This is a genomic window from Rhizomicrobium sp. (genome assembly GCA_037200385.1).
Classification (GTDB): domain Bacteria; phylum Pseudomonadota; class Alphaproteobacteria; order Micropepsales; family Micropepsaceae; genus Rhizomicrobium.
In genome coordinates, this window is record JBBCGL010000001.1 from 426865 (window position 1) to 453079 (window position 26215).

The 26215-nt window shown below is 67.3% G+C and carries 21 protein-coding genes; 17 read left to right on the forward strand and 4 right to left on the reverse strand.

The features are described from left to right. A complete protein-coding gene (dnaE, locus tag WDM91_01865) occupies positions 1 to 3432 on the forward strand; it encodes a DNA polymerase III subunit alpha (GenBank protein MEI9993313.1) in 3432 nt (1143 codons plus the stop codon). A 231-nt stretch (positions 3433 to 3663) separates the two neighbouring features. Here the strand turns inward: dnaE and WDM91_01870 are convergent, their stop codons facing one another. The 3 genes from WDM91_01870 to WDM91_01880 all read right to left on the reverse strand — a co-directional run bounded on the left by WDM91_01870 (position 3664) and on the right by WDM91_01880 (position 7640). Further along, positions 3664 to 5853 carry a carbohydrate binding family 9 domain-containing protein gene (locus tag WDM91_01870; GenBank protein ID MEI9993314.1) on the reverse strand — a complete coding sequence of 730 codons (2190 nt, stop codon included), beginning with the start codon at positions 5851 to 5853 and terminating at the stop codon, positions 3664 to 3666. Positions 5854 to 5966: 113 nt separating this feature from the next. Then, a complete protein-coding gene (locus WDM91_01875; protein MEI9993315.1) occupies positions 5967 to 7157 on the reverse strand; it encodes an aminotransferase class I/II-fold pyridoxal phosphate-dependent enzyme in 1191 nt (396 codons plus the stop codon). A gap of 75 nt (positions 7158 to 7232) precedes the next feature. Then, positions 7233 to 7640 (reverse strand): LuxR C-terminal-related transcriptional regulator, encoded by a 408-nt coding sequence (locus WDM91_01880; GenBank protein MEI9993316.1) that lies wholly within the window; start codon positions 7638 to 7640, stop codon positions 7233 to 7235. 519 nt (positions 7641 to 8159) lie between these two features. Between WDM91_01880 and WDM91_01885 the strand changes: the two genes are divergently transcribed. Next, a complete protein-coding gene (locus WDM91_01885) occupies positions 8160 to 8639 on the forward strand; it encodes a DUF992 domain-containing protein (GenBank protein ID MEI9993317.1) in 480 nt (159 codons plus the stop codon). A 39-nt stretch (positions 8640 to 8678) separates the two neighbouring features. Here the strand turns inward: WDM91_01885 and WDM91_01890 are convergent, their stop codons facing one another. Next, entirely contained in the window at positions 8679 to 11138 is a 2460-nt protein-coding gene (locus tag WDM91_01890) for a PAS domain-containing protein (protein MEI9993318.1), read from the reverse strand. 260 nt (positions 11139 to 11398) lie between these two features. Between WDM91_01890 and rpsB the strand changes: the two genes are divergently transcribed. The 15 genes from rpsB to lpxB all read left to right on the forward strand — a co-directional run bounded on the left by rpsB (position 11399) and on the right by lpxB (position 26195). After that, complete coding sequence (gene rpsB, locus WDM91_01895; GenBank protein MEI9993319.1) at positions 11399 to 12184, forward strand: 30S ribosomal protein S2; 786 nt, start codon at positions 11399 to 11401, stop codon at positions 12182 to 12184. Between the two features lie 24 nt (positions 12185 to 12208). Further along, positions 12209 to 13156 carry a translation elongation factor Ts gene (tsf, locus tag WDM91_01900; protein ID MEI9993320.1) on the forward strand — a complete coding sequence of 316 codons (948 nt, stop codon included), beginning with the start codon at positions 12209 to 12211 and terminating at the stop codon, positions 13154 to 13156. 78 nt (positions 13157 to 13234) lie between these two features. Further along, on the forward strand, positions 13235 to 13960 hold the full coding sequence (gene pyrH / locus WDM91_01905; protein MEI9993321.1) for a UMP kinase: 726 nt from the start codon (positions 13235 to 13237) through the stop codon (positions 13958 to 13960). 5 nt (positions 13961 to 13965) lie between these two features. After that, a complete protein-coding gene (frr, locus tag WDM91_01910; protein ID MEI9993322.1) occupies positions 13966 to 14526 on the forward strand; it encodes a ribosome recycling factor in 561 nt (186 codons plus the stop codon). A gap of 25 nt (positions 14527 to 14551) precedes the next feature. Further along, a complete protein-coding gene (locus WDM91_01915) occupies positions 14552 to 15292 on the forward strand; it encodes an isoprenyl transferase (protein ID MEI9993323.1) in 741 nt (246 codons plus the stop codon). Positions 15293 to 15480: 188 nt separating this feature from the next. Next, positions 15481 to 16266: a phosphatidate cytidylyltransferase gene (locus WDM91_01920; GenBank protein ID MEI9993324.1), complete on the forward strand. Its 786-nt coding sequence runs from the start codon at positions 15481 to 15483 to the stop codon at positions 16264 to 16266. 5 nt (positions 16267 to 16271) lie between these two features. Continuing rightward, complete coding sequence (locus WDM91_01925; protein ID MEI9993325.1) at positions 16272 to 17501, forward strand: 1-deoxy-D-xylulose-5-phosphate reductoisomerase; 1230 nt, start codon at positions 16272 to 16274, stop codon at positions 17499 to 17501. An 11-nt stretch (positions 17502 to 17512) separates the two neighbouring features. Further along, the gene (locus WDM91_01930) at positions 17513 to 18637 is read left to right on the forward strand and encodes a M50 family metallopeptidase (GenBank protein MEI9993326.1); all 1125 of its coding nucleotides are present in this window, start codon (positions 17513 to 17515) and stop codon (positions 18635 to 18637) included. Positions 18638 to 18699: 62 nt separating this feature from the next. Next, positions 18700 to 21093 (forward strand): outer membrane protein assembly factor BamA, encoded by a 2394-nt coding sequence (gene bamA, locus WDM91_01935; protein ID MEI9993327.1) that lies wholly within the window; start codon positions 18700 to 18702, stop codon positions 21091 to 21093. 7 nt (positions 21094 to 21100) lie between these two features. Next, entirely contained in the window at positions 21101 to 21703 is a 603-nt protein-coding gene (locus WDM91_01940) for an OmpH family outer membrane protein (GenBank protein MEI9993328.1), read from the forward strand. Positions 21704 to 21721: 18 nt separating this feature from the next. Continuing rightward, complete coding sequence (lpxD, locus tag WDM91_01945; protein ID MEI9993329.1) at positions 21722 to 22765, forward strand: UDP-3-O-(3-hydroxymyristoyl)glucosamine N-acyltransferase; 1044 nt, start codon at positions 21722 to 21724, stop codon at positions 22763 to 22765. Beyond that, positions 22758 to 23225, forward strand: coding sequence for a 3-hydroxyacyl-ACP dehydratase FabZ (fabZ, locus tag WDM91_01950; GenBank protein ID MEI9993330.1), 468 nt, complete (start codon positions 22758 to 22760; stop codon positions 23223 to 23225). The genes lpxD and fabZ overlap by 8 nt, the downstream gene beginning before the upstream one ends. A gap of 4 nt (positions 23226 to 23229) precedes the next feature. Further along, positions 23230 to 24039 carry an acyl-ACP--UDP-N-acetylglucosamine O-acyltransferase gene (gene lpxA / locus WDM91_01955; protein ID MEI9993331.1) on the forward strand — a complete coding sequence of 270 codons (810 nt, stop codon included), beginning with the start codon at positions 23230 to 23232 and terminating at the stop codon, positions 24037 to 24039. A gap of 174 nt (positions 24040 to 24213) precedes the next feature. After that, positions 24214 to 25026: a UDP-2,3-diacylglucosamine diphosphatase LpxI gene (gene lpxI, locus WDM91_01960; protein ID MEI9993332.1), complete on the forward strand. Its 813-nt coding sequence runs from the start codon at positions 24214 to 24216 to the stop codon at positions 25024 to 25026. After that, positions 25023 to 26195 (forward strand): lipid-A-disaccharide synthase, encoded by a 1173-nt coding sequence (lpxB, locus tag WDM91_01965; GenBank protein ID MEI9993333.1) that lies wholly within the window; start codon positions 25023 to 25025, stop codon positions 26193 to 26195. Before lpxI ends, lpxB begins: the two co-directional genes overlap by 4 nt. Positions 26196 to 26215 lie beyond the last annotated feature (20 nt).

Genomic DNA, 26215 nt, shown 5'->3' on the forward strand with positions numbered 1-26215 from the left:
ATGGAGCGCAAACCGGCAGCCTTCGTCCATCTGCGGGTGAAAAGCGCCTATTCGCTCCTTGAAGGCGCGGTCCGGCCGGGCGCGCTGGCGGCGCAGGCACGAGCCAACGCGATGCCCGCCGTCGCGGTCACCGACGTCAACAACCTGTTCGGAACCTATGATCTGAGCGACACGCTGGCCAAGGCCGGCGTCCAGCCCATCGTCGGCTGCTTGGTCTCGGTCGAACTCGAAGCCGGCACGCCGGCCAATGCGATGGGGTCGCGGAAAAAGCCGCCGGCCCTCGCGCTGCTGGTTCAGAACGCCGCCGGCTACGAGAATCTGAGCAAGCTCCTCAGCGCGGCCTTCCTGGGGGCCGAGCCGGGCGACTGGCCGCATGTGACCGCGGTACAACTCGCGGCGCATGGCGAGGGCCTCATCTGCCTGACCGGCGGCCCCGGCGGTCCCGTGAACAAGCTGATCCTGGAGGGACAACTCGCCGCCGCCGACGCGCTGGTCGGGCGCCTGGGCGATCTGTTCGGCGACCGCCTCTATATCGAGCTGCAGCGTCACGGCCTTGCGGAGGAGCGGGCCGCCGAAGACAAGCTCATCGACATCGCCTATGCCCGCAAGCTGCCGCTGGTCGCCACCAACGACGTGCATTTCCTCACCGAGGACATGTACGAAGCGCATGATGCGCTGCTCTGCATCGCCGACGGCGCCTTCGTGAGCCAGGAAGATCGCCGCCGCCTCACCCGCGAACATCGCTTCAAATCGGCGGCGGAGATGCAGGCACAATTCGCCGACCTGCCGGAAGCGATCGAGAACACGCTGGAGATCGCGCGGCGCTGCGCTTTCCGGCCCAAGAAGCGCGATCCGATCCTGCCCAAATTCGTCCCCGAATCCGGCCGTACGCCCGAGGAGGAGGTGCGCGAACAGGCCGCCGCCGGCCTCAAGGCCAAGCTCGCCAAGCACGGCCTGCATGCGGACGAGAAGGTCTATCTCGACCGCCTCGATTTCGAACTCGGCGTCATCACGGGGATGAACTTCGCGGGCTACTTCCTGATCGTCTCCGACTTTATGAAGTGGACGCGCGGGCAGGGCATTCCCGTCGGCGTGCGCGGCTCCGGCGCGACCTCGCTGGTCGCCTGGGCGCTGGACATCACCAACCTCGATCCCATCCGCTTCGGCCTGCTGTTCGAGCGCTTCCTCAATCCCGAGCGCATCTCGATGCCGGACTTCGACATCGACTTCTGCCAGGAGCGGCGTGACGAGGTCGTGCGCTATGTGCGGGAGAAATACGGCCGCGATCGCGTCGCGCACATCATGGCGCTGGGCTCGCTGCAGGCCCGCGCCGCGGTGCGCGACACCGGCCGCGTGCTGCAGATGCCGCTCGGCCTGGTCGACCGCATCGCCAAGCTCGTCCCCAACCCGCCCGGCAAGCCGGTCTCGATGGAGGACGCCTTCGCCTCCGAGCCGCGCCTGCAGCAGATCGCGGAATCCGAGCCGATCGCACAGCGCCTCTTCAACATCGTCGAGAAGATCGAAGGCCTCTATCGCCATGCCTCCACCCATCCCGCCGGCGTCGTGATCGGCGACCGGCCGCTGGACGAGATCGTGCCGCTCTACCGCGATCCGCGCTCCGAGATGCCGGTGACGCAGTTCGACTACGAGGATGCGGAGAAGGCCGGGCTGGTGAAGTTCGACTTCCTCGGCCTCAAGACCCTGACCGTGATCGCCAAGGCGGAGGAGCTGCTCAAGAAGCGGGGCATCAGCCTCGACACCCAGAACATCGCCTTCGAGGATCCCAAATCCTACGAGATGCTGAGCCGCGGCGACAGCGTCGGCGTCTTCCAGCTCGAAGGCGCGGGCATGCGCGACCTGCTGCGCAAGATGAAGCCAGACCGCATCCACGACCTGATCGCGCTCGTGGCGCTCTACCGCCCGGGTCCCATGGACTCGATCCCCAAATACATCGCGGTGAAGAACGGCAAGGAGAAGCCGGAATATCTCCACCCCTCGCTCGAGCCGATCCTGAAGGAGACGTTCGGCGTCATGACGTATCAGGAGGACGTCATGAACATCGCCCGCGAGCTGGGCGGCTATACGCTCGGCGGCGCCGACCTGCTGCGCCGCGCCATGGGCAAGAAGATCGCCTCCGAGATGGCGGTGCATGAGGAGCGCTTCATCGAAGGCGCGGTGAAGAACGGCGTGCCCAAGGGCGTCGCGGCGCAGATCTTCGAGCAGGCCGCGAAGTTCGCCGGCTACGGCTTCAACAAGGGCCATGCCGCCGCCTATGCCCAAGTCGCGTTCCAGACCGCCTATCTGAAGGCGAACTACCCGGTCGAATTCCTCGCCGCCTCGATGACGCTGGATATCGGCAACACCGACCGTCTCAACGTCTTCCGCCAGGAGGCGCAGCGCCTGGGCGTCAAGGTCCTGCCGCCGGACGTGAACCGCTCCGAAGCCGTCTTCACCTGCGACGCCGAGAAGAGCCTGATCTTCTACGCCCTCGCGGCGGTGAAGGGCGTCGGCCGCCAAGCCATGGATCATGTCGTGGCGGAGCGCCAGCAGAACGGTCCGTTCCGCAGCCTGGCCGATTTCGCGCGCCGCATCGATCCCAGGCTGGTCAACAAGCGCGCCTTCGAGAGCCTCGCCCGCGCCGGCGCCTTCGATGGGCTCAATCGCAACCGCCGCCAGGTCGTGGAGGCGGCCGACGTCCTGCTCAACAACGCCCAGCGCCGCGCCGCCGAGCGCGAAAGCGGCCAGGTCTCGCTGTTCGGCGACGCGTCCGAGGCGCAGGAGGATATCCGTCTGCCAGCCGTCTCCGACTGGCCGGCGCATGAGCGCCTGGGCGAGGAGTTCAGCGCCATGGGCTTCTACCTCTCCGGCCATCCGCTGGACGCCTATGCCGCGCCGCTCAAGCGTCTCGGCGCCACGACCTTCGCCGCGCTGGCGGAGGACCGCCGCCGCTCGGGCTTCAAGGCGGTGCTCGCCGGCACCATGATCCGCAAATTCGAGCGCCGCAGCCGCAACAACGAAAGCTATGCCTTCGTCTCCTTCTCCGATCCCACCGGGATGTTCGAGGTGATGCTGTTCCCCGAAGTGCTCGCCGCGTCGCGGCCGCTGCTGGAGGCCGGCAAGTCGGTCCTCGTCACCTGCAGCGCGGAATGGGACGGCGACGAGCTCAAGCTCCGCGCCGCCGCCATCGCCGATCTCGACGCCGCCGCGGCCAATGCGGGGGAGGGGCTCAAGGTCTATCTCCAGGACGGCTCGTCGCTCGGCGCCATCGCCGCCCAGCTCAAGCAGCCCGGCAAGGGCATCGTGACCTTCGTGGTCCCGGGCGGCCCCGGCGAAGAGGTCGAGATCAAGCTCCCCAAGGGCCTGGCGGTCTCGGTCGCGCTGAAGAACGCGATCAAATCGCTGCCCGGCGTGGCGCAGGTGGAGTCGGTCTAGGCGTCGCTCCGCGGCCCTGTCACGGCCCGTAATGCGGGCCTCGACGATCGGGTGCCCGCTAGGGTCCGGACTCAATTGCCCTGGGTCATTCAAAGGCTTGTCATGGCCCGCCGGAGAGCGGGCCATCCCGTTGGTGCGCTCGTGCTTTCGACGATTGTGGCGGCGTCACCTGGAAGGCCCGCTTTTGCGGGCCATGACAGTGACACTGCGAATCCCAATTGAGTCGGGACCCTAGATCCGGAACGTATGCCCGATCCGCACCGAGACGTCGCTCTGGTGCGAATAATAGCGCCCATAGCCGTCCACCGTCGCATCGTCGCCCGCCGCGATCAGTAGCTCCGAGCCCGGATCGAACTCCCAGCGGTAGCGCAGCTGGAATCCCAGGTCCTGGCTGACGGTGTCGTATTGCGCCTGCAGCCGCAGCTGCATGTCCGGCGTGAAGTTCATCGCCGCGTCCAGTGAGCCGATATGGATCGTCACATGCCCGGTGGGCAGCGTGATCGCCTCCATGACGTGCTCGCCGCTGAAGGTGAAGGTGTCGTCGGGATGAAGGACCACCGTCAGGTCGGTCTTCAGCAGATGCCCGCCATAGAAGCCGCAGCACTGCACGTCGAACGCGCCCGAGACCCAGCGATCCGTCGCCGTCTCCAGATGGCCGTGGAAGACCTGCCAGTCGTAGTCGCCCGCCGGCACCACGACGCCATGCGGCAGGGTGAACGGCACCTGCACCTTCTCGTAATCGTTCCAGGTCTCGACCAACCCCAGCTCGCCGCGTTGCGTATACGCCGCCGCCCAGGTGCCTTCGAGGCTGGATTGCCCGACATTGGCGAGGTCGGTGAAGTCGTCCGCCCAGACGCCGGTCTCGTACCAGCGCACGACACCGCCCTGCGGCCGGACGCGCCGCGCCAGGTTCAGCGTGTATTCGCGGATGTCCGGCCGCGCCACGAAGCCCAGCGCCGGATCGAAATCCGCCCCGACCTGCTTGAACCGCAGATCGCCGTACCAGGGCTCGTTGGGAAAATTCAGCTCCGCGCCGAACGAATCGTCGTCGCCCGCCACACTGTCGAAGCTGCGCTCGTAATAGGCGTCGGCCTGGACCTCCTTGCCGGGGATCAGGTCCGAGCTGCGATACTGGAAATCGCCGCCCGCCAGGCTGTTCTGCGACGCGCCCGTCGGATTGCCGTCGGTGAAGACCAGCCCGACCTTGGAATGGTCGAGAATCGGCAGGCTCACCCGCGCCGCCGACAGCGTCTGCCCGTCCACCGCGCCGGCGCCGCCGGTGCGCACCATCAGCGCGCCGATGTCGACGCCGCCATAATTTCCCGACAGCTTGCCGCCGGCCAGCAGGTCGACCGGCTGCGCGCCGTTGATCAGCCCGATATTGCGCGAGAAGAACGGCTTGGCGTTGTTGTCGTCGCGCAGCGGCAAGCCGCCGAACTCGAACGACGCCGCGTCCTGCAGGAAGAAGTCGCGGGTCTCCGGATAGAACAGCCCGAACCGCCCGATATTCACCTGCCGCTGGTCCAGCGGCGTGTCGGAGAAATCGGTGTTGACGGTCAGCGTGCCGGTGAGCGACGGCGTGACCTTGTAGAACGCGTTGGCGCTGGGGCGGAACTGGAAGCCGCTATGGCCCGCCGCATCCCAGTCGCGCTGGTAGCGCAGCGCCGCATAACCCTGGACGTCGAGCCCCAGCCCGCCATCGATCCCCGTGATCCCGGTCAGCGTGCCCGAGCGCGAGATGTCCGGCGACGGGATCGTTTCCAGGATCGACGACCAGCGGATGCGTTCGTTCTTGCGTCGCACCAGGCGGAAGAGGTCGAAGCCCCAATCGGTCCGCGCCTTGTCGTAGGAGACCGAGCGGAACGGGATCGCCACCTCGACCGACCAGCCGTTCGGCAGGATGCGCGCCTTCGCCGTCCACAGCGTGTTCCATTCATAGAGCACGTCGACGTTGTTCTGCACCAATCCCTCGCGCCGCGCGCCGAGCGGGTTGACCTCGAAGATGTAGCCGTTGCGCCGCGTCATGTTGGGATCGAGATAGATGCGGATTAGGTCGTCCGCGTCGATCGCTCCGTCGCGCGCCTTCACATGCGCCGTGATCTTCGACGGCGCGTCGTCATAGGCCATGATCGCGAGATAGAGGTTGTTCTCGTCGTACAGCACATGCACGACGGTGCGCTCGTCGGCGGGCTGCCCCTCATGCGGCTCGAGCTGGTAGAATTCGTCCAGCGCCGGCGCCTTGCCCCACACCGGATCGGAGACGTCGCCGTCGATCACCGGCGCCTCGGATGCGGCGATGCGCGTGCCGGGCAGGCTGGGGCGATAGGTCTGGAAGTCGTGCGGCGGCGTCCCGCCTTGCGCATGAGACGCGGCGGCAGCGCACACCAGCGCGAGCATGCCTGCCGCTACGGAAAACTTCATCCTCGGGCGCCCCGGTCGCCAATCACGCGCGCATTTCTGCCACGCCGCCCCGGTGACCGCCGCTCACATTCGCGTTGGCTGGATTAATAAACCGCCGCGAGAACTCTCAGGAGCTACATCCCGCCGAGCAGCGCGGCTTCGATCCGCTTCAGGCCTTCGCCCAGCAGGGCCGGATCCTGCGCGAAGCAGATGCGCACGAATGAATCCTGTCCGTCGCCCGAAGGGCCGAAGGCCGAGCCCGGCGCCACGCCCACCCGGCCGCGCTTGACCAGATCCTGGGCGAACCGGAGCGAATCGGTCAGCCCATCCATGTGCAGGAAGCCGTAGAACGCGCCTTGCGGCCGTATCCAGCGGATGCGGTTCTGTCCGTCGATGAAGCGCTGCACCACGTCGCGTCCGGCGGTGCAGCGCGCCTTCATCTCCTCGCGGAAGGCATCGCCCTTGGGCGACAGCGCGGCGATGGCGCCATATTGCGCGAAGCTCGTCGGTCCGGTGTTGTTGGCGATGGTGATGACGCCGAGCTGCTTCTCCAGGCGCGCCGGATGCACCAGCCAGCCGATCCGCCAGCCCGTCATCGCCCAGGCCTTGGAGAAGGAATTGATCACGAACAGGTTGTCGTCGCCGTCGGCGATCTGAAGGAAGGACGGCGCATGCGCGGAGCCGTCGAAGGTCAGCGTGCCATAAACCTCGTCGCTGATGATCGCGATCCCGCGCTTGCGCGCGAAATCCAACACCGCCTGCTGCTCCGCGCGCGACATGATCCAGCCCGTCGGATTGCCCGGCGAGGCGATGAAGATCGCCTTGGTCCGGGCATCGCATTGCGAGAAGATCTTCTCGAGGTCCAGCGACCATTTGGGCGGCGAGGCCCGCCAGTCGTCGTCCAGCCGCGCGAAGCGCGTCTGCGCCCCCACCATCTGCGCCGCCTGGAAGATGCTGGGCCAGATCGGCGAGACCACGACGACATTGTCGCCCTTCTCCACCAGGATCTGCAGCGCGGTCACCACCGCCAGCGTCGCGGCGCCCGGCATCGAGATGCGCTCCGGCGCCACATCCACCCCTATGATGCGCTGGTGGAAGGCGCGGATCGCATCGCGCAGCGCCGGAATGCCGCGCGACTGGGTGTAGAAGGTCTTGCCGTCGTCCAGCGCCTGCTTGGCGGCATCGCGGATGAAGGCGGGCGTGACGAGATCGGTCTCGCCGAACCACAGCGGGATCAGGTCGGGCTCGCCCAGGCCCATCATGGCCACGAGGCCGATGCCGTTGGGTTCGAGCGCTTCGATATCGGGACGGATCGGGCTGGTCATGCCGCCGTCTTAGCGGGAATTGCGCCGCTGCGCCAAGGCGTGCGGCGCATGCCAGCCGGCCGGCCGTCGCCCGCCTTAGGACTGCCGCACCGCGATCCTGCGGTCGGCGCGGCGCTGCCAGCAGTTCCGCTGCACTCCGCCGGCAGCGAACACATGATCGACAGGCGCTGCTTTGTGGACATGGAGCGGACCGTCGTCCTGCTGGCTGCGACCGGTGGGCGCGCCTTCGAAAGCCATGCGGATCGCGTCGGCGACATGCCGGGCGCCGAGGTCCCGCATCATGCGGGCCCGGTGGATTTCGACGGTCCGGGGGCTTATGCCGAGCTTGTGCGCGATCGCCTTGTTCGAGCAGCCGTCGACGATGCCGTTCAGGACGTCGCGGCCCCGCGGAGTCAGTGCGTTGATGCGCGATTTGGCTTCGCTTATGTCCGCTGCGCTTCCGAAGTCCCCGCCAATGGGGGGCAGGCCATACGCGCTACGCATCTGCTCGATTCCCTTTCTTGAACGTCGTGCACCAGCGGCGGCGCCGCTGGTGCATCTCCAGAGCCGCCGTTCCGATGCTGTTTCTCACTACATTCACGAAGACGGTCGGACCATCCGACATTCGCGATGACAGAAGAAGTTGCCTCGTGTGTAGCGCTTCTTCTTCGATGCGATTCATCCAATGACAAACAACCAACTCGCGGTGGTAACGTTCCGGGGTTGTATCGTGCACCGACAAATTCGATGGATCGAATGCCGTGGCAGGGGGTTCCCTGTCCAGGCGAGGTCTAGGAACCGCCAACAGGCGCAAGACCATCGGCCGTCGGCGTCGGCGGTTGCAATCACGGCATCGCGAAACATCCCAAAGCGCCGGTCGGCGCCACGCCGCACGGAAGACGATCTGCCGCCACAAGGGCTGCAATCGTTGCACGACCCGCAGATCCCGCCGTCGCGCGAGACCTGCAACCACCGTTCGGGCCAACCGGTCCGCGCGGATTTTCCAACAGAAAGCGAATTGCAATGAAACTCTCCATTGGACTTCTCGGCGCCGTCGGTCTTGCCGCCTTGGCTGCCGTCGCTCCGGCCCAAGCCGCTCCCCATGGCGTCAATGTCGGTACTTTGACCTGTAACGTCGCCAGCGGCTGGGGCTTCGTGTTCGGCTCCTCGAAGGACCTGCACTGCACCTTCCGCCAGAACGACCGGCGCGCCGAGCATTACACCGGCACGATCTCCAAATTCGGGGTCGATGTCGGCTATACCGAAGGCGGAGTCCTGGTCTGGGGCGTCGTGGCGCCGAGTTCCGATACCCGTCCCGGTGCGCTCGACGGCGACTATGTCGGCGCCACCGCCAGCGCCACGGTCGGCCTCGGCCTGGGTGCCAATGTGCTGGTCGGCGGTTTCGACCAGTCCTTCGCATTGCAGCCGCTCAGCGTCTCCGGCGATCGCGGCCTGAACGTGGCGGCCGGCGTCGGCTCGATCAGCCTGGCCCACACGCCGTAGCGAAAAGACCTGCGCGGGCCTCGGCGGCCCGCGCAGCTTTTACCGTTCGAGCATCTCGCGGACCTTGTTGGCCAGGCTCGACATGGCGAAAGGCTTGGCGAGGATCTCCATGCCGGCATCGAGGTGGCCGTTCCCGACGACGGCGTTCTCGGCGAAGCCGGTGATGAAGAGGACCTTGAGGTCCTTGCGCAGCACCCGCGCCGCATCCGCGACCTGCCGTCCGTTCAGGCCGCCCGGAAGGCCGACATCGGTGATGAGCAGGTCGATCCGCCGCTCGGATTCGAGCACTTTCAGCGCCGCCGGCCCGTCAGCCGCTTCGACCGCTCTGTACCCGGCTTCGCCCAGGACTTCGCTCACCAGCATCCGGATCGCGCTCTCGTCGTCCACGATCAGAACGGTTTCCCCGAAGCCCGAGCCGACGACATCCGGCGCCGCGCTCTCGTCGGCCTCGTCGAGCGCGCCGGCGTGGCGCGGGAAATACAGGCACATGGTCGTGCCCTTGCCCACTTCCGAATAGACGCGGACCTGGCCGCCCGACTGCCGCGCGAAGCCGTAGATCATGGAAAGGCCCAGACCCGTGCCCTGGCCGATGGGCTTCGTCGTGAAGAACGGGTCGAAGGCGCGGTCGATGACGTCCTCGCTCATGCCGGTGCCGCTGTCCGTCACGCAGAGCGAAACATATTGTCCCGCGGGCAGGTCGCGTTCCAGCGCTGCGCGGTCGTCCATCCACTTGTTTGCCGTCTCGATGGTCAGCTTGCCGCCGTCGGGCATCGCATCGCGCGCGTTGATGCACAGGTTGAGCAGGGAATTCTCGAGCTGCGAGATGTCGATCCGGGTCGGCCACAGGCCGGCGGCGCCGACCACTTCGATGATGATGCCCGGGCCGACGGTGCGCTTGATGAGATCTTCCATGCCGGCGATCACCCGATTCATGTCGGTGGGGCGGGGATCGAGCGTCTGGCGGCGGGAGAAGGCCAGCAGGCGATGGGTCAGGGCCGCCGCGCGGTTCGCGGAATCGACGGCGGCCTTCAGGAAGCGGTCGACGTCGTGGAGCCGGCCCTCGGCGATCCGCCGCTGGACGCGGTCCAGCGCTCCGGTGATGCCCTGGAGCAAGTTGTTGAAGTCGTGCGCGATGCCGCCGGTCAGCTGTCCCACCGCCTCCATCTTCTGCGCTTGCCGCAAGGCCTCGTGCGCGAGCAGGAGCTCTTCCTCGGCCGCCTTCTCGTCGGTGATGTCGCGGCCGGTGCAATAGACCACGCCGTCTTCGGGAACGCCGACCCAGGAGATCCAGCGATAGGTGCCGTCCTTGCGGCGGTAGCGGTTGGGAAAGCGGATGGCCGGCTGGCCGATCTGCGTCAGCTCGAAGCCGGCACGGGTCGGCTCGACGTCGTCCGGGTGGAGCAGCTCGAAGATCGACATGCTGGCGACTTCTTCTTCCGACCAGCCGAGCACGGACTGCCAGGCGGGATTGGAGGTCTCGAAATAGCCTTGGCTGTTCAGGGCCCCCATCAGGTCGGGCGTCACCTGCCAGGTCAGGCTGCGCGCCTGGGCGCGCTCGGCGACCTTGCGTTCCAGCTCGACGTTGAGCGCGCGCAGCCGTGCCTCGCTGGCGCGCAGGGCCGCGGTCGCGCGATGCGCCTCCGTCACCTCATAGCCGCCGACGAAGATGCCGGAGACATTGCCGCTCTCGTCGCGGACGGGCTCGTAGACGAAATCGATGTAGCGGACCTCGTCATTGCCGCGCAGGCGCAGTTCCATCGCCCGCGTCACGACCCGCTCGCCCGTCGCGTAGACTTGATCGAGAAGCTCGTAGAAGCCTTGCCCGGCCAGGTCGGGAAAGACCTCCCGGACGGTCCGGCCAAGGAAATCGCTCCGTCCGGAAATCGCGGCATACGCCGTGTTCACATATTCATAGACATGCTCGGGACCGCGCAGGACGCCCACGAAGCCCGGCATCTGGTCGAGCAAGCGGCGTTGCCGCGCCTGCTCGGCCGCGGCGCGGCGGTCGGCCAGCACCCGTTCCGTCGTTTCGATCACGATGGCGATGACCCCGGCGGGCCGCCCGTCCTCGCCGACCACGGCCGAGTAGTCGAGGTTCATCCAGACCTGCTCGGGCTTGCCATGCCGGTGCAGCGTCATTTCCTGGTCCTTGTAGGCCAGGGTTCCGCCGCCCTCGAACACCACCTTCATGACGTTGTCGTTGAAGGCGGCGACCTCGGCCCAGCCTTCGCGGACCTTGCTGCCCAGCAATCGCGGATGCCGCCCGCCGGCGAACACCGAATAGGCGTCATTGTAGATCATGATCCCGTCCGATCCCCACAGCAGCACCATGGGAACCGGCGAGCGCACCAGCATGCCGGTGATCGCCTTGAGGGAAGGAGGCCAGGCGGCGATCGGACCAAGCGTCCCCGACCAGTCCTGGGCCGCGATCAGCGCGCCCATGCCGTCCCCGAAAAGGAAGGACGCGCTCTCGCTCGAACCTTCGCTTGCCTGCTTCAACTCCGCCCCCGATGCATCCGCGCTATCCGTCGACGACAGGCAAGCCCGCCGGCAAAACGCGCCGGACAGGGCGGAAGTTCCTCCATCCCGGGCGCCAAGGCAAAGCTCCGACCGCCTTGCATCGCAGGGGTTCACCCCCTATAAGCCCCGCCATCTCGCACGCGCGGGTGGCTTTCGCAGGGTATTCCTGCGTCGCCGTCCGGTGTCCCCCGCAAAGGGATAGCCCGCGCGTCTGGCCAACCGGTAAAGGAGACTGAACAATGGCTCTGCCAGAATTTTCCATGCGCCAGCTGCTCGAATCGGGCGCGCATTTCGGTCATCGCCAGCAGCGCTGGAACCCGAAGATGGCGCCCTACATCTACGGCTCGCGCAACGACATCCACATCCTCGACCTGACCCAGACGGTTCCGCTGCTGCACACCGCGCTGGTGGCGCTGCGCGACGTCGCGGCCGGCGGCGGCCGCATCCTGTTCGTCGGCACCAAGCGCCAGGCGCAGGAGCCGATCGCCAACGCCGCCAAGCGCTGCGCCCAGTACTACATGAACAACCGCTGGCTCGGCGGCACGCTGACCAACTGGCAGACCGTCTCCAACTCGATCAAGCGCATGCGCCAGATCGAGGAGACGCTGTCCTCCGCGCAATCCTCGGGCCTCAAGAAGAAGGAGCTGCTCGGCATGCTGCGCGAGCGCGACAAGCTCGACCGCTCGCTGGGCGGCATCAAGGAGATGGGCGGCCTGCCGAACATGCTGTTCGTGATCGACACGAACAAGGAGGCCATCGCGATCTCCGAGGCGCGCAAGCTCAACATCCCGGTCATGGCGATCCTGGACTCGAACAGCGATCCGGACGGCATCGCCTATCCGATCCCGGGCAATGACGACGCCGCCCGCGCGCTGGCGCTGTACTGCGATCTCGCGGCCCGCGCCATCATCGACGGTCTCAGCCAGGGCCAGGTGGAGTCCGGCATCGACACCGGCGAAGCCGAGGAGATCCCGGACCTGACGCCGGCGCCCGAGGCTGCCGCAGGCGCCGAAGCGACCGCTTAACTCTCACCGATTACGGAGCCGACTATGGCCAATGTTCCCCCTGGCATGGTGAAGGAGCTGCGCGACAAGACCGGCGCGGGCATGATGGACTGCAAGACCGCGCTGATCGAGACCAATGGCGACATGGAAGCCGCCATGGACTGGCTGCGCAAGAAGGGCATCACCAAGGCCGCCAAGAAGGCCGGCCGCGCCGCGGCCGAGGGCCTGATCGGCGTCGCCACCGGCGGCCATATCGGCGCCCTGGTCGAGGTGAACTCCGAGACCGACTTCGTCGCGCGCAACGACGAGTTCAAGGAGTTCGTCAAGAATGCGGCGAAGATCACGCTCGAGGAAGAGGGCGATCTCGAGAAGACGCTGGCCCGCCCGATGGGCGCGAACAGCGTGCAGCACACGCTGACCGAGATGGTCGCCAAGATCGGCGAGAACATGAGCGTGCGCCGTACCATCATGCTGCGCGTCGATCCGGGCGTGGTGGCGGCTTACGTCCACAACGCCTCGTCGCCGGAGCTCGGCAAGATCGGCGTGCTGGTGGCGCTGAAGTCGACCGCCGACAAGGACAAGCTGAACGCGCTGGGCAAGCAGATCGCGATGCACATCGCGGCGGCCAACCCGCTGGCCCTGACGCCCGCGCATCTCGACCCGGCCCTCGTCGCCAAGGAGCGCGAGATCCAGACCGAGCTCGCGCGCCAGTCCGGCAAGCCGGAGAACGTCATCGAGAAGATGCTCGAAGGCCGCATGCGCAAATACTACGAGGAGACCGTCCTCCTGCAGCAGGTCTTCGTGATCGACGGCGAGACCCGCGTCGAGAAGGTGCTCGAGAAGGCCGGTAAGGAGCTCGGCGCGCCGGTGGCCATCGAGGGCTTCGTCCGCTTCCAGGTCGGCGAAGGCATCGAGAAGACCGAATCCGACTTCGCCGACGAAGTCGCGAAGATGAGCGGCGCCAAGAAAGACGACGACAAGGCCGGCGCCTGAACCGGATCTCGGCGTCATGGCCCGCGACCGCGGGCCATGACGTCCTTGGTTAGGATCGCCTGACAAGAACGGACTCACATGCCATCCACGCCGAAATACCGCCGGGTCCTGCTGAAGATCTCCGGCGAGGCGTTGATGGGCGACCAGCAATACGGCATCGACGTCGCCACCGTCGACCGCATCGCGGGCGACGTCGAGCAGGCGATCGCCGGCGGCACCCAGATCTGCATGGTGATCGGCGGCGGCAACATCTTCCGCGGCATCGCGGGCGCGGCCAAGGGCATCGACCGCGCGACGGCGGACTATATGGGCATGTTGGCGACCGTCATGAACGCGCTCGCCATGCAGGCCGCGCTGGAGCGCCTCGACATCCCGACCCGGGTCCAGTCCGCCATCCCCATGAGCACGGTCAGCGAGCCCTATGTCCGCCGCCGCGCCATCCGCCATCTCGAGAAGGGCCGGGTGGTGATCTTCGCCGCCGGCACCGGCAACCCGTTCTTCACGACGGACACCGCCGCCGCCCTCCGTGCCGCCGAGATGAACTGCGACGCGATGATGAAGGCGACGCAAGTGGACGGTGTCTACTCCGCCGATCCGAAAAAGGTCCCGGACGCTGTGCGTTACGATTTCCTGAGTTATCACGAGGTGTTAAGTCGCGATCTTCAGGTGATGGATGCATCCGCCATCAGCCTGAGCCGCGAAAATAAGATACCGATCATCGTATTCTCGATCCATGATCGCGGCTCGCTGGCCCTGGTGCTCAAGGGCCAGGGGCGCGCGACGATCATTGAAGACCGGACCTGAAGGACATGGCTGAAAGCTACAACAAATCCGAGCTCGACCGCCGCATGATCGGCGCCATCGAGGCCCTCAAGAAGGAGTTCTCCGGCCTGCGCACCGGCCGCGCCAGCCCGGCGCTGCTCGATCCCGTCCGGGTCGAGGCCTATGGCAACCTGGTCCCGGTCAACCAGGTCGGGAACATCTCGACCCCCGAGCCGCGGATGATCACGGTCCAGGTCTGGGACAAGGCGCTCGCCAAGGCGGTCGACAAGGCGATCCGCGACGCCAATCTGGGCCTCAATCCGCAGATGGACGGCCAGCTTCTGCGCATTCCGCTACCGGAGCTTAACCAGGAACGGCGTAAGGAACTCGCCAAGCTGGCCTCGAAATACGCCGAGACCGCCCGCATCGCGGTCCGCAACGTGCGGCGCGACGGCATGGACCTTCTGAAACGCCTCGAAAAAGACCACAAGATCGGGCAGGACGAACATCACAAGCACGGTGACGAACTGCAGAAGATCACCGATGCTCACATTAAGGACATCGACTCCGCGCTCCACGCCAAGGAGCAGGAGATCATGCAGGTCTGAAGAACCTGCCCGCGAGGTGAAGGAAATGGCGCTTGGGGCCCAGACGCCGCCGACAGTTCTCCCCCGTCACGTCGCGATCATCATGGACCGCAACGGCCGCTGGGCGAAGAAGCGCTTCCTGCCGCGCGAGGCGGGCCATGTCGCGGGCGTCGGCGCGGTGCGGGAGGTCGTCCGGGCCGCCACCGACATCAACCTGCAATATCTCACGCTGTTCGCCTTCTCCTCGGAGAACTGGAAGCGTCCGCGCACGGAAGTGAACGCCCTGATGGGCCTGTTCCGCGGCTATTTCCGCAGCGATCTCGACGAGCTCCATGCCCGCGGCGTCCGCGTCCGGATCATCGGCAGCCGCGAGCGCGTCGCGAACGACATCCGCACCATGATCGAGGAGGCGGAGCACCGCACCGTCGGCAATACCGGCCTCAACCTCACCTTCGCCTTCGACTATGGCGGGCAGGAGGAGATCGCCAACGCCGCCCGGGAGCTGGCGCGCGCCGCCAAGGAAGGCCGCCTCGATCCCGAGACCATCACGACCGAGCTGTTCGCCAGCCGCCTCTTCACCGGCGGCTTGCCCGAGCCGGACCTGCTGATCCGCACCGGCGGCGAGCGGCGCCTGTCCAACTTCCTGCTCTGGCAGTCCTGCTATGCGGAGCTGCTGTTCCTCGACACGTTCTGGCCGGACTTCGGCCGCAAGGACCTGCTCGAAGCGCTGGAGAATTTCGCGCAGCGCGAGCGCCAGTTCGGCGGCCTCTCGGAAGCCGTCGCGTGAGCGGCGCCAAGCCTTTAGACGCAGACCCGGCCCGCCTCCCCCGCGCCGGAGCGGTCGGTAGCGGCAGCGTACCGACGAGGCTGGCGGGGGAGGCGTCCGCAGCACCGTCAGGTGCGAAGGACGGAGGGGGCAACCGACACGCGGACCATGCTCCGGGCTACCGCGCGATCCGCTTCAACTGGGATTGGGTGACGCGCCCGATCTTCGGCATTGCGCTGATCGCCGCCGTGGTCGCCGCGATCTTCGGCGGTCCGCTCTATATCGCCTTGTTCGCCGCGCTCGCCGGCGTCGCGGCGGCGCGCGAATGGCATCGCATGGTCGGCGAGCGCGTCTACGGGCCGGCCTTCATCCTGACCTCGCTGACCATCATCGCCGCGCTGGCGGTGCAGCTGTTCTGGCACAGCGCGGCCGGCTGGGCCGTCCTGGCGGTGGGCGCCGTGATCGTGACGCTCTATGCCGCATTCAGCGGCCATTTCGCCGCCTGGCACGGTCTGGGACCGCTCTATCTCGGCATCGCGCCGCTCGCGCTGCTCTTCCTGCGCGGCCTTCCCGAAGGCCCCTGGATCATCATCGGCATGTTCCTCGCGGTCTGGGCGACCGACACCGGGGCGTTGATCCTGGGCAATCTCATCGGCGGGCCGCGGCTATGGCCCGCGCTCTCGCCGAACAAGACCTGGTCGGGCACGCTGGGCGCGGTGGCGGCCGCGGCTGTCGTCGAAGCGGTCTATGTCGCGATCCTCGGCGGCCATCCGGTGCCCGCCGCCGTCCTCGGTGCCGCCGTCGCGATCGTCTCCCATGCCGGCGATCTCTTCGAATCCTGGGTCAAGCGCGTCTTCCAGCGCAAGGATTCCGGTGCGATGATCCCGGGCCATGGCGGTGTGCTGGACCGCATCGACTCGACCCTCTTCGCCGTCCCGTTTCTCGCGCTTGGCGTCTTGGCCGGGCTCAACCCGATGTTTGGAGCGCACCCGTGAACGCCATGGCCGCCTCGCGACCCGCCTTTGAGATCGAGTCGCTCGAGCCCGTGCTCGCGCGCTCGGTGACCGTGCTCGGCTCGACCGGTTCCATCGGCGTCTCGACGCTGGATGTCGTGGCGCATGCCCGCAAGGTCTACGGCGCCGAGGTTATGCCGGTGGAGGCGATCACCGCGCAGGGCAGGGTGGATGAGCTCATCGCCCAGGCCCGCGCCATCGGGCCCAAGATCGCGGTCATCGGCGACGAGGCGCTCTACGGCCGGTTGAAAGACGGTCTCGCGGGCACCGGCATCCAGGCGGCCGCGGGCCGCAAGGCGGTGATCGAGGCCGCGGCCCGTCCGTCCTCCACCGTGATGGTCGCGATCATGGGCGCTGCGGCGCTCGAGCCCGCCTTGGCCGCCGTGGCGCGCAGCGCCACCGTCGCGCTGGCCAACAAGGAATGCATCGTCGCCGCCGGCGGCGTCTTCTACAAGGCGCTGGCGAATTCCAACGCCTCGGTCATCCCGGTCGACTCCGAGCACAACGCGGTCTTCCAGGTGCTCAACGGCGAGGGCGCCCGCGAGGTCGAGAAGGTCACGCTTACCGCTTCGGGCGGCCCGTTCCGCGACTGGACGCTGGACCAGATGGCGGTCTGCACCGTGGAGCAGGCGGTGGCGCATCCCAACTGGTCGATGGGCGCCAAGATCTCGGTCGACAGCGCCACGCTGATGAACAAGGGGCTCGAGCTGATCGAGGCGCATTTCCTCTTCGCGCTGCCGCCGGAGAAGCTCGACGTCGTCGTCCATCCCCAATCCATCGTGCATTGCCTCGTCTCCTATGAGGACGGCTCGACGCTCGCGCATCTCTCGGCGCCCGACATGCGCACGCCCATCGCGCACGCGCTGGCCTGGCCGCGCCGCATCGCCTCGCCCTCGCGTCGCCTCGATCTCGCCGCCGTCGGCACGCTGACCTTCCGCAAGCCCGATCACGACCGCTTCCGCTGTCTCGGCCTTGCGATGGACGCGATGCGGGCCGGCGGCCTGGCGCCGACCATCCTCAACGCCGCGAACGAGATCGCGGTGGACGCCTTCCTCAACCGCCGCATCGGCTTCCTCGACATCCCCCGCGTGGTCGAGACGACGCTGAACGAAAGCGCGGAAGGCAATTCCTCTGCCGACACGCTGGACGGCGTGCTGGCGGCCGATGCGCGGGCACGCGAACTGGCGGGCGACATCTGTCGCCGCGTCGTGAACTGACGAGGTCGAGCATGCAATTCATCCAGCAGTTCTTCAGCGGCGCGGTCTACACCATCCCCGCCATGCTCTTCCTCATCACCGTCGTGGTGTTCTTCCACGAGCTCGGCCACTTCTCCGTCGCGCGCCTGTTCGGCGTGCGCGTCGAGACCTTCTCCATCGGCTTCGGCCGCGCCATCGCGAAGTGGACGGACAAGAAGGGCACGCTCTGGAAGATCGGCTGGATCCCGCTCGGCGGCTATGTGAAGTTCTACGGCGACGCCGATGGCGCCTCGACGCCGGACCGCCAAGGCATCGCCCGGATGAGCGCGGCAGACCGCGCCGTCTCGTTCCCTTTCAAGCCGCTTTGGCAGCGCGCGCTGATCGTCTTCGCGGGACCCGCGACCAACCTCGTCCTCGCCGTGCTGATCCTCACCGGCCTCTTCATGTTCGTCGGCGTCGCCAGCCAGGCGCCGTCCTATATCGGCTCCGTCCAGCCGCACAGCGCCGCCGACACGGCCGGCATCCGGGCCGGCGACCGCATCGTCGCGATCGACGGCGTGCGGGTCGACGATTACCGCAAGCTGTCCGAGATCGTGTCCCTGAGCGCCGGCCAGCGCCTGCCCATCGTGCTCGACCGGGGCGGCAAGTCCCTGACCGTCTATGCCACCCCGCGCGAGACGGTCACGGAGGACGGTTTTGGCGGCAAGCTGAAGATCGGCCGGCTGGGAATCACGTCCGACAAGTACAAGGGCAGCTTCGCCCGGCTGGGTCCGATCGATGCCTTCGGTGCGGCCCTGGATGAAATCCACGACACGATCGCCACGACCTGGCGGGCCCTGACCCACAGCTCGAACGGCCTGCAGCAGATTTCCGGCCCCATCGGGACCACCGTTATCGCGGGAAAAGTGGCCGCGCTGAGCCTCGTCCTGCTCGTCCATCTCGCTGCCCTCCTTTCGGTAAGCGTCGGCTTGGTAAACCTTTTTCCAATTCCACTGCTCGACGGGGGCCATCTTCTGTACTATGCATTCGAAGGAGTGCTGGGACGGCCGCTCGGAGAGCGGGCCCAGGACGTCGGATTCAGGCTTGGGCTGGCTGTTGTGCTGGGGATCTTCATCCTGGCGACTTGGAATGACCTCGTTCGCTTGAATCTTTTCTGAAACTTCGGCGGGCGGCCGGGTAGCGGCTGTCGCGGCCTTTTGACGAGTACCGAGACGACTGGATGAGCCACATCACCCTGTTCGCCCGAGTTTTGCGTGCGGCTACGGCCCTGTCTCTCGTCCTGGCGACGTCGGCACCCGTCTATGCCAAGGCTCCGGCCGCTCCCGCGGCGCCGCCTGCACCGCCGGCCGCGCCGGCCGAAGTGCCGCATGCCATCCAGCACATCATCGTCAACGGCACGCAGCGCATCGAGCCTTCGACCGTCCTGTCCTACATCTCGCTGCGCGAGGGCGACGTCTACAACGACCAGACCACCGACGTCGCGCTGAAGACGCTCTACCAGACCGGGCTCTTCGCCGACGTGAAGGTGCGCTTCGACGGCGCCACCATGACGATCAACGTCGTCGAGAATCCGATCATCAACCAGATCGACTTCGAGGGTAACAGCAAGGTCACCCAGAAGGACCTCGAGAAGGAGGTCCAGCTCAAGCCGCGCACGGTGTTCACCCGCTCGAAGGTCCAGGCCGACGTCCAGCGCATCATCGAGCTCTATCGCCGCAACGGCAAATTCGCCGCCTCGGTCGATCCCCAGATCATCCAGCGCCCGCAGAACCGCGTCGACCTGATCTTCTCGATCAGCGAGGGTCCGTCGACCGGCGTCGCGCGCATCAACTTCATCGGCAACCACGTCTTCGACGACGACACGCTGAAGTCCCAGGTCGCGACCGAAGAGAGCAACTGGTACAAATTCCTCTCGAGCAACGACAACTACGATCCGGACCGGCTGACCTTCGACCGCGAAATGCTGCGGCGCTACTACGTCAGCCGCGGCTATGCCGACTTCCATGTCGTCACCGCCGTCGCCGAGCTGACCTCCGACCGCCGCTCGTTCTACATCACCTTCACGCTGGACGAGGGCGACAAGTACAAGTTCGGCAAGGTCGAGATCCAGTCCGCGATCAAGGAGCTGACGCCCGGCGACCTGCGCCCGCTGGTCAAGATCGCCTCGGGCGACGTCTACAACGCCGACCTGATCCAGAAGGCGATCGACGCGCTCACCAACGCCGCCGGCACCAAGGGCTATGCCTTCGCCGAGGTCCATCCGCGTATCGCCCGCGACCGCGACCATCGCACCATCGACGTGATCCTGAAGATCGATCAGGGCCCGCGCGTCTACATCGAGAAGATCAACATCGTCGGCAACAACCGGACGCTCGACAAGGTCATCCGCCGCGAATTCCGCCTCGTCGAGGGCGACGCCTTCAACCGCGTGCTGGTCGACCGCTCGCGTACCCGCATCCGCGCCCTGGGCTTCTTCAAGGACGTCTCGGTCAAGAACGCGCCGGGCAGCCAGCCCGACCGCACCAACCTCACCGTCACGGTGGCGGAGCAGTCGACCGGCTCGATCTCGCTCGGCGCCGGCTATTCGTCGACCAGCTCCTTCGTCGGCGAGTTCAGCTATACCGAGCAGAACCTGTTCGGCCGCGGCCAGTATCTGCGCGCCTCGGTGCAGCTCTCGACGATCTCCAAGCAGTACCAGTTCAGCTTCACCGAGCCTTACTTCCTCGACCGCCCGCTCGCCGCCGGCTTCGACCTCTACAAGGTGGTGACGGACTACGAACAGGCCGACTACGAGGGCGACACCACCGCCGCCGGCATCCGCTTCGGCTTCCCGACCTCCGAATACGGCTCGGTCGGGCTGCGCTACACCTACAAGATCGACAAGATCACCGCCTTCGCCTCGGCGCCGCTCGAAGTGCAGTTGGCCGCCGCGGCGGGCCAGACCCGCACCTCGCTGATCGGCTACAGCTTCGTCTACAACACCCTCGACGATCCCATTAAGCCGACCAAAGGCAGCGTGTTCTCCTTCAGCCAGGAATTCGCCGGCCTCGGCGGTTCGCTGAAATACATGCGCACCCAGGGCTCGCTCGCGTATTATCATCCGATCTTCAGCGACGACCTGGTCGGCTCGCTCAACCTGCAGACGGGCTACATCACCGGCTATGACGGCCAGCTCATCCCGATCCAGGAGCGCTTCTTCAAGGGCGGCGACAGCTTCCGCGGCTTCGCCCAGGCCGGCGTCGGGCCGCGCGACACGCTGGTTTCCGGCGACAATGGCGCGGTGGGCGGAAACTTCTTCTTCATCGGCAGCGCGCAGCTGAAGCTGCCGTCCTTCCTGCCGGAAAGCTACGGCGTCCAGACCGCGCTGTTCACCGATTTCGGCACGGTCGGCCATCTCGACTCGCTGCCCGACAACAACTGCATCCCGGACCCCACCTCGCACACGATCACGAGCTGCATCCGGGACAATCTCGCCATACGCGCTTCGGCCGGCGTCGCGGTGGCCTGGAAGTCGCCCTTCGGTCCGATCACGATCGACCTCGGCCTTCCTTTCATCAAGACGAGCTACGACAGAAGCCAGATCATCTACTTCAGTGCAGGAACGGGACTATAAGATCATGATGAAGCTTTCGCGCCTCGCCCGCGCCGCCGCCGCGGCGCTTCTCTTCGCAGGCCTCGCGCCGGCCGCGCTCGCGGCTCCGCCCGGTCCGCCGCAGCCGCCGCTGCCGCAGCCCAAGATCCTGATCATCGACCGGGCCGAGGTGCTGCGCCGCTCCTCCGCCGGCACCAGCATCATGACCCAGGTCCAGCAGCTCGCGCGCAACGCCGAGAACAACCTCAAGGGCCGCGGCGCGGCGCTCCAGAAGGAAGGCGAGGCGCTGCGCCAGCAGATCGCCATCCTCTCGCCGGCCGTGAAGGCCGCGAAGGTCAAGGCGTTCGAGACCAAGCAGGCGGCGCTGCAGCAGGACGTGCAGAAGCAGCAGGCCCTGATCCAGGGCGGCCTCTATGTCGCGCGCGAGACGGTGCTCAAGGCGCTCGGCCCGATCCTGCAGAAGATCGTGATCGAGCGCGGCGCGAACCTGCTGCTCGACCGCAGCCTGATCATCGTCTCGTCGAACGCCTTCGACGTCACGGCTGTCGCGGTCCAGCGGCTGAACCAGGTGCTGCCCAACGTCGTCGTCAAGCCGACGATGCCCCCGAACCAGGGTCCGCCCCAGCAATAAGGGGCGAAACCGCCGCGCATGGCCGATCCACGCTTCTATGACAATCGCGGGCCGTTCGCGCTCACCGAGCTTTGCAAGGCGGCCGACGCCGCGCTGCCGGCCCATGCGGACGGCCAGGTGGAGGTCCACGATCTCGCCAGCCTCGCCGGCGCGGGCCCGGACCATCTGACGTTCTTCTCCGGCACCGGCCCGGGCGGCGATCTGGCGCAGACCGCTGCCGGCTTCTGCTTCGTGCCGGCCAAGAGCACCCGGCCGCTTCCGACCCGCGCCGGGATGACCGCCATCCCCGTCGCCTCGGTGCAGCATGCGTTCGCCGCCGCGGCGCGGCTCTTCTATCCGGACTCCAGCCTCGTCGCCTGGGCGCAGCAGACCCCGGTCGACCCCTCCGCCACGATCGGCGCGCACGTCGTGCTCGGGCCCGGCGTGGTGATCGGTCCCGGCGCCGAGATCGGCGACGGCACCCGCATCGGTCCCAACAGCGTGATCGGCCGCGGCGTCGCGGTGGGCCGCAATTGCGAGATCGGCAGCAACTGCACGATCGCCAACGCCTATATCGGCGACGGCGTGCTCATCCTGCCGGGTGCCCAGATCGGCCAGCCCGGCTTCGGTTTCGCCTCCGGCCCCACCGGTCACATCAAGATCCCGCAGATCGGCCGCGTCATCGTGCAGGACCGGGTCGAGATCGGCGCCTGCACCACCATCGACCGCGGCGCGCTCGGCGACACGGTGATCGGCGAGGGAACCAAGCTCGATAACCTGATCCAGATCGGCCACAACACCCATCTGGGGCGTCACAATATCGTCGTCGCGCAGGCGGGCGTCGCGGGAAGCTGCGAGTTCGGCGACTTCGTGATCCTCGGGCCGCAGACCGGCATCGCCGACCACGTCAAGATCGGCTCCGGCGCCCGAATCGCCGCCCGCTCGGCCTCGCAGCCGGGCATCGAATATCCCGGCGGGCAGGATTATGGCGGCGCGCCGCTCCGCCCCGTCCGCGAATGGATTCGCGAAATGCACGCATTGACGAAACTCGCAAAGAAGTCGAAACCTGACAGCCATGGGTGAGCAAGGTCAAAGCGGATTGGTCCTCGGCGTGGAGCAGATCAAGAGTCTGCTGCCCCATCGCAATCCGTTCCTTTTCATCGAGCGGTTGAGCGACATCGTCCCATTCGAAAGCGCCATCGGCCACAAGGCGGTGAGCTTCAACGAGCCGCATTTCGCCGGCCACTTCCCCGAATTCGCCGTGATGCCCGGCGTCCTGATCGTCGAGGCGCTGGCCCAGACCGCCGGCGCGCTGGTGGTCCATTCCATGGCGCTCAAGACGACGCCCAACGTCTTCTTCATGGGCATCGACAAGGCGCGCTTCCGCCGCCCGGTCGTCCCCGGCGACAACCTGGCCCTGCACGTCAAGGCGCTGCAGCGGCGCGGCCCGGTGTGGAAGTTCGAAGGCAAGGCCTATGTCGGCGACACGCTCGCCTGCGACGGCGAGTTCAGCGCGATGATCCGCACCGGCGACGCAGGCTGAACCGATGGCGGTCCATCCGTCCGCGATCGTCGAAGACGGCGCGAAGCTCGGCGCGGATGTCGAGATCGGTCCCTTCTGCCGCGTCGGTCGCGAGGTCAGCTTGGGCGACGGCGTCCGGCTCCTCTCGCATGTCGTCGTCACGGGCGCCACCGTCGTCGGCGCCCGCACCGTGGTGCACCCCCAGGCCTGCCTCGGCGGCGAGGGGCAGATCCGCAACAACGATTTCACCGAAGGCCGGCTGGTCGTCGGCGAGGGCTGCACGATCCGCGAAGGCGTGACGATGAATGTCGGCAGCCGCCGCGGCGGCGGCCTCACCAGCGTAGGCAGCAACGGCTATTTCATGGCGCTCAGCCATGTCGGTCATGACTGCGTGGTGGGCGACGGCGTCACCTTCGCCAATGGCGCGGTGCTCGGCGGCCACTGCCATATCGGGCAGGGCGTGATCATGGGCGGGCTCTCCGCGGTCCAGCAATTCGGCCGCGTCGGCAAGGGCGCGATGATCGGCGGCATCGCCGGCGTCAACCGCGACGTGATCCCTTACGGCATGGCGTTCGGCGACCATGTGGAGCTGGCCGGCCTCAACCTCATCGGCCTCAAGCGCCGCGGCCTCGACCGCGCCACGATCCACGCCGTGCGCGGCGCCTTCCGCGCGATCTTCCGCGAGGGCGGCGGCGCGCTCGAGGACCGCGCCCGCGCCGCGAAGGCGAAATGGCCGGGCGTCGCGCAGGTCGCCGAGATCGCCGATTTCATCCTCGCCGACCACAAGCAGCCGATCTGCCTCGCGCGCAAACGCGGCGCCGACAGCGATGATTAAGCTCCCTTGTCATCCCCGGCGAGTGCGAGCATCAGCGAGCGCGAGGGAAGGGGACCCAAGCGGCAAACACCGTCACGGCGTTTGCCGCCTGGGTCTGCGTACGCTGTCGCTACGCAGTCCCCTCACGCCGCTGCGCGGCGTTCGGCCGGGGATGACAAGGGAGGCGGCGGCGCGATGACCGGCCCGCTCGGCATCATCGCCGGCGGCGGGGATCTGCCGCGTGCCATCGCGCAGGCCGCGCGCGATGCCGGCCGCGCCGTGTTCGTCGTTGCGCTCGAATTGGCCGGCGACTGGACGAAAGACTTCCCGCACGATCGCAGCTCGATGGGCCTGGTCGGCAAGACGCTCGGCCTGTTGCGCGCCCATGGCTGCAAGGACGTCGTGTTCGCCGGTTATGTCTCGCGCCCGAACTTCTTCAAGTTGCGCTACGACCTCAAGGGCCTGTCCTGGTTTCCGATCGTGCTCTGGGGCATGCGCAAGGGCGACAACACGCTGCTCGACGTGATGGTCGGCCTGTTCGAGCGCGAAGGCCTCTCGATCAAGAGCCTCGATGCCGTCGCGCCCTGGCTCCAGATCGCCGAGGGCCCGCTCGGCCGCGTCGCGCCGACGCCGGCGGACCAGGCCGACATCGCCGTCGCGATGCAGGCCGCCCGCGTCCAGGGCGGCCGCGACGTCGGCCAGGCGGTGATCGTGCGCGACGGCAAGGTGCTGGCGATGGAAGGCCATGGCGGCACCGATGCGATGCTCGCCAAGCTCGGCACGTTGCCGCCCGGCCGCGGCGTCCTGGCGAAAGCCCTCAAGCCGCAGCAGGACCGCAAGACCGATCTGCCCACGATCGGCGTCGCCACCGTGAAGAACGCCGCGGCCTGCGGCCTCGCCGGCATCGCGGTCGAGGCGCACACCGCACTCGTGCTGGGCCGCGCCGCGGTGACGGAAGCCGCCGATGCGCTCGGCCTGTTCGTGATCGGAGTGCCCCGGCTGCCATGACCGCGCTGACCGCCAAACCGCTGTCCCTGATGCTGGTCGCGGGCGAGCCCTCGGGCGACCAGCTCGGCGGCCAGCTCATGGCGGCGCTGCGCGTCGTCGCGGGCGACGGCGTGGTCGTCACCGGCATGGGCGGCCCGGCGATGACGGCACAGGGCCTCGCCTCGTTCTTTCCGCTCCGCGACACGGCCGTGATGGGCTTGCGCGAGGTGGTGCCGAAGATCCCGGTCATCCTGCGCCGGGTCAACGACATCGCCGCCATCGCGCTCGCCAAGCGTCCCGATGCCGTCGTGCTGATCGACAGCCCGGACTTCAACCACCGCATCGCGCGCCGGCTGAAGCGGCTCGATCCCTCGATCCCGGTCGTGAACTACGTCGCGCCGCAGGTCTGGGCCTCGCGGCAATACCGCGCCCGCGCCATGGCCCGCGACTTCGACCTGCTGCTCGCGCTGCTGCCCTTCGAGCCGCCTTTCTTCGAGAAATACGGCCTGCACACCGTGTTCGTCGGCCATCCGGTGATCGAGCGCGGCAAGCTGATGGTGGGCGGCGCGGCGCTTCGCGCCCGGCTGGGCATCGCGCCGCAAACGCCGCTGCTCTGCGTCCTGCCCGGCAGCCGCTCGAGCGAGATCCGCTTCATCCTGCCGCTCTTCCGCGAAGCGGTGGCGCAGATCGCAGCGCGCGTCCCCGGTCTCGTCACGCTGCTGCCCACCGTGCCGCATGTCGCGCACAAGGTGCGCGCCGGGACGGGGGATTGGCCGGCGCCGCTCCACATCATCGAGGGCGAAGCCGACAAATACGCCGCCTTCGATGCCGCCGATGCCGCGCTCGCGGCGTCGGGCACGGTGACGACCGAGCTCGCGCTCGCCCGCACCCCGATGGCGGTGGCCTATAGGGTCGGCGGCCTGACCTACGCGCTGGCACGGGTGCTGTTCCGTTTCAAATTCTTCGCGCTGGTCAATCTGCTGCTCGACCGCGAAGCGGTGCCCGAGCTGCTGCAGGGCAGGGCGACGCCGCAGGCGCTGGCCGATGCGGTGGTGCCGCTGCTCACCGACAAGTCGGCAGCCGCGAAACAGGTCGCCGATCTCGACGAAGTCGCGAAGCTCTTGGGCGAAGGCAGCGAGCCCCCCTCCATCCGCGCCGCCCGCGCGATTATCGCGTTCGTGGGAAAATAGCTTTCCTCCCCGTGGTTACG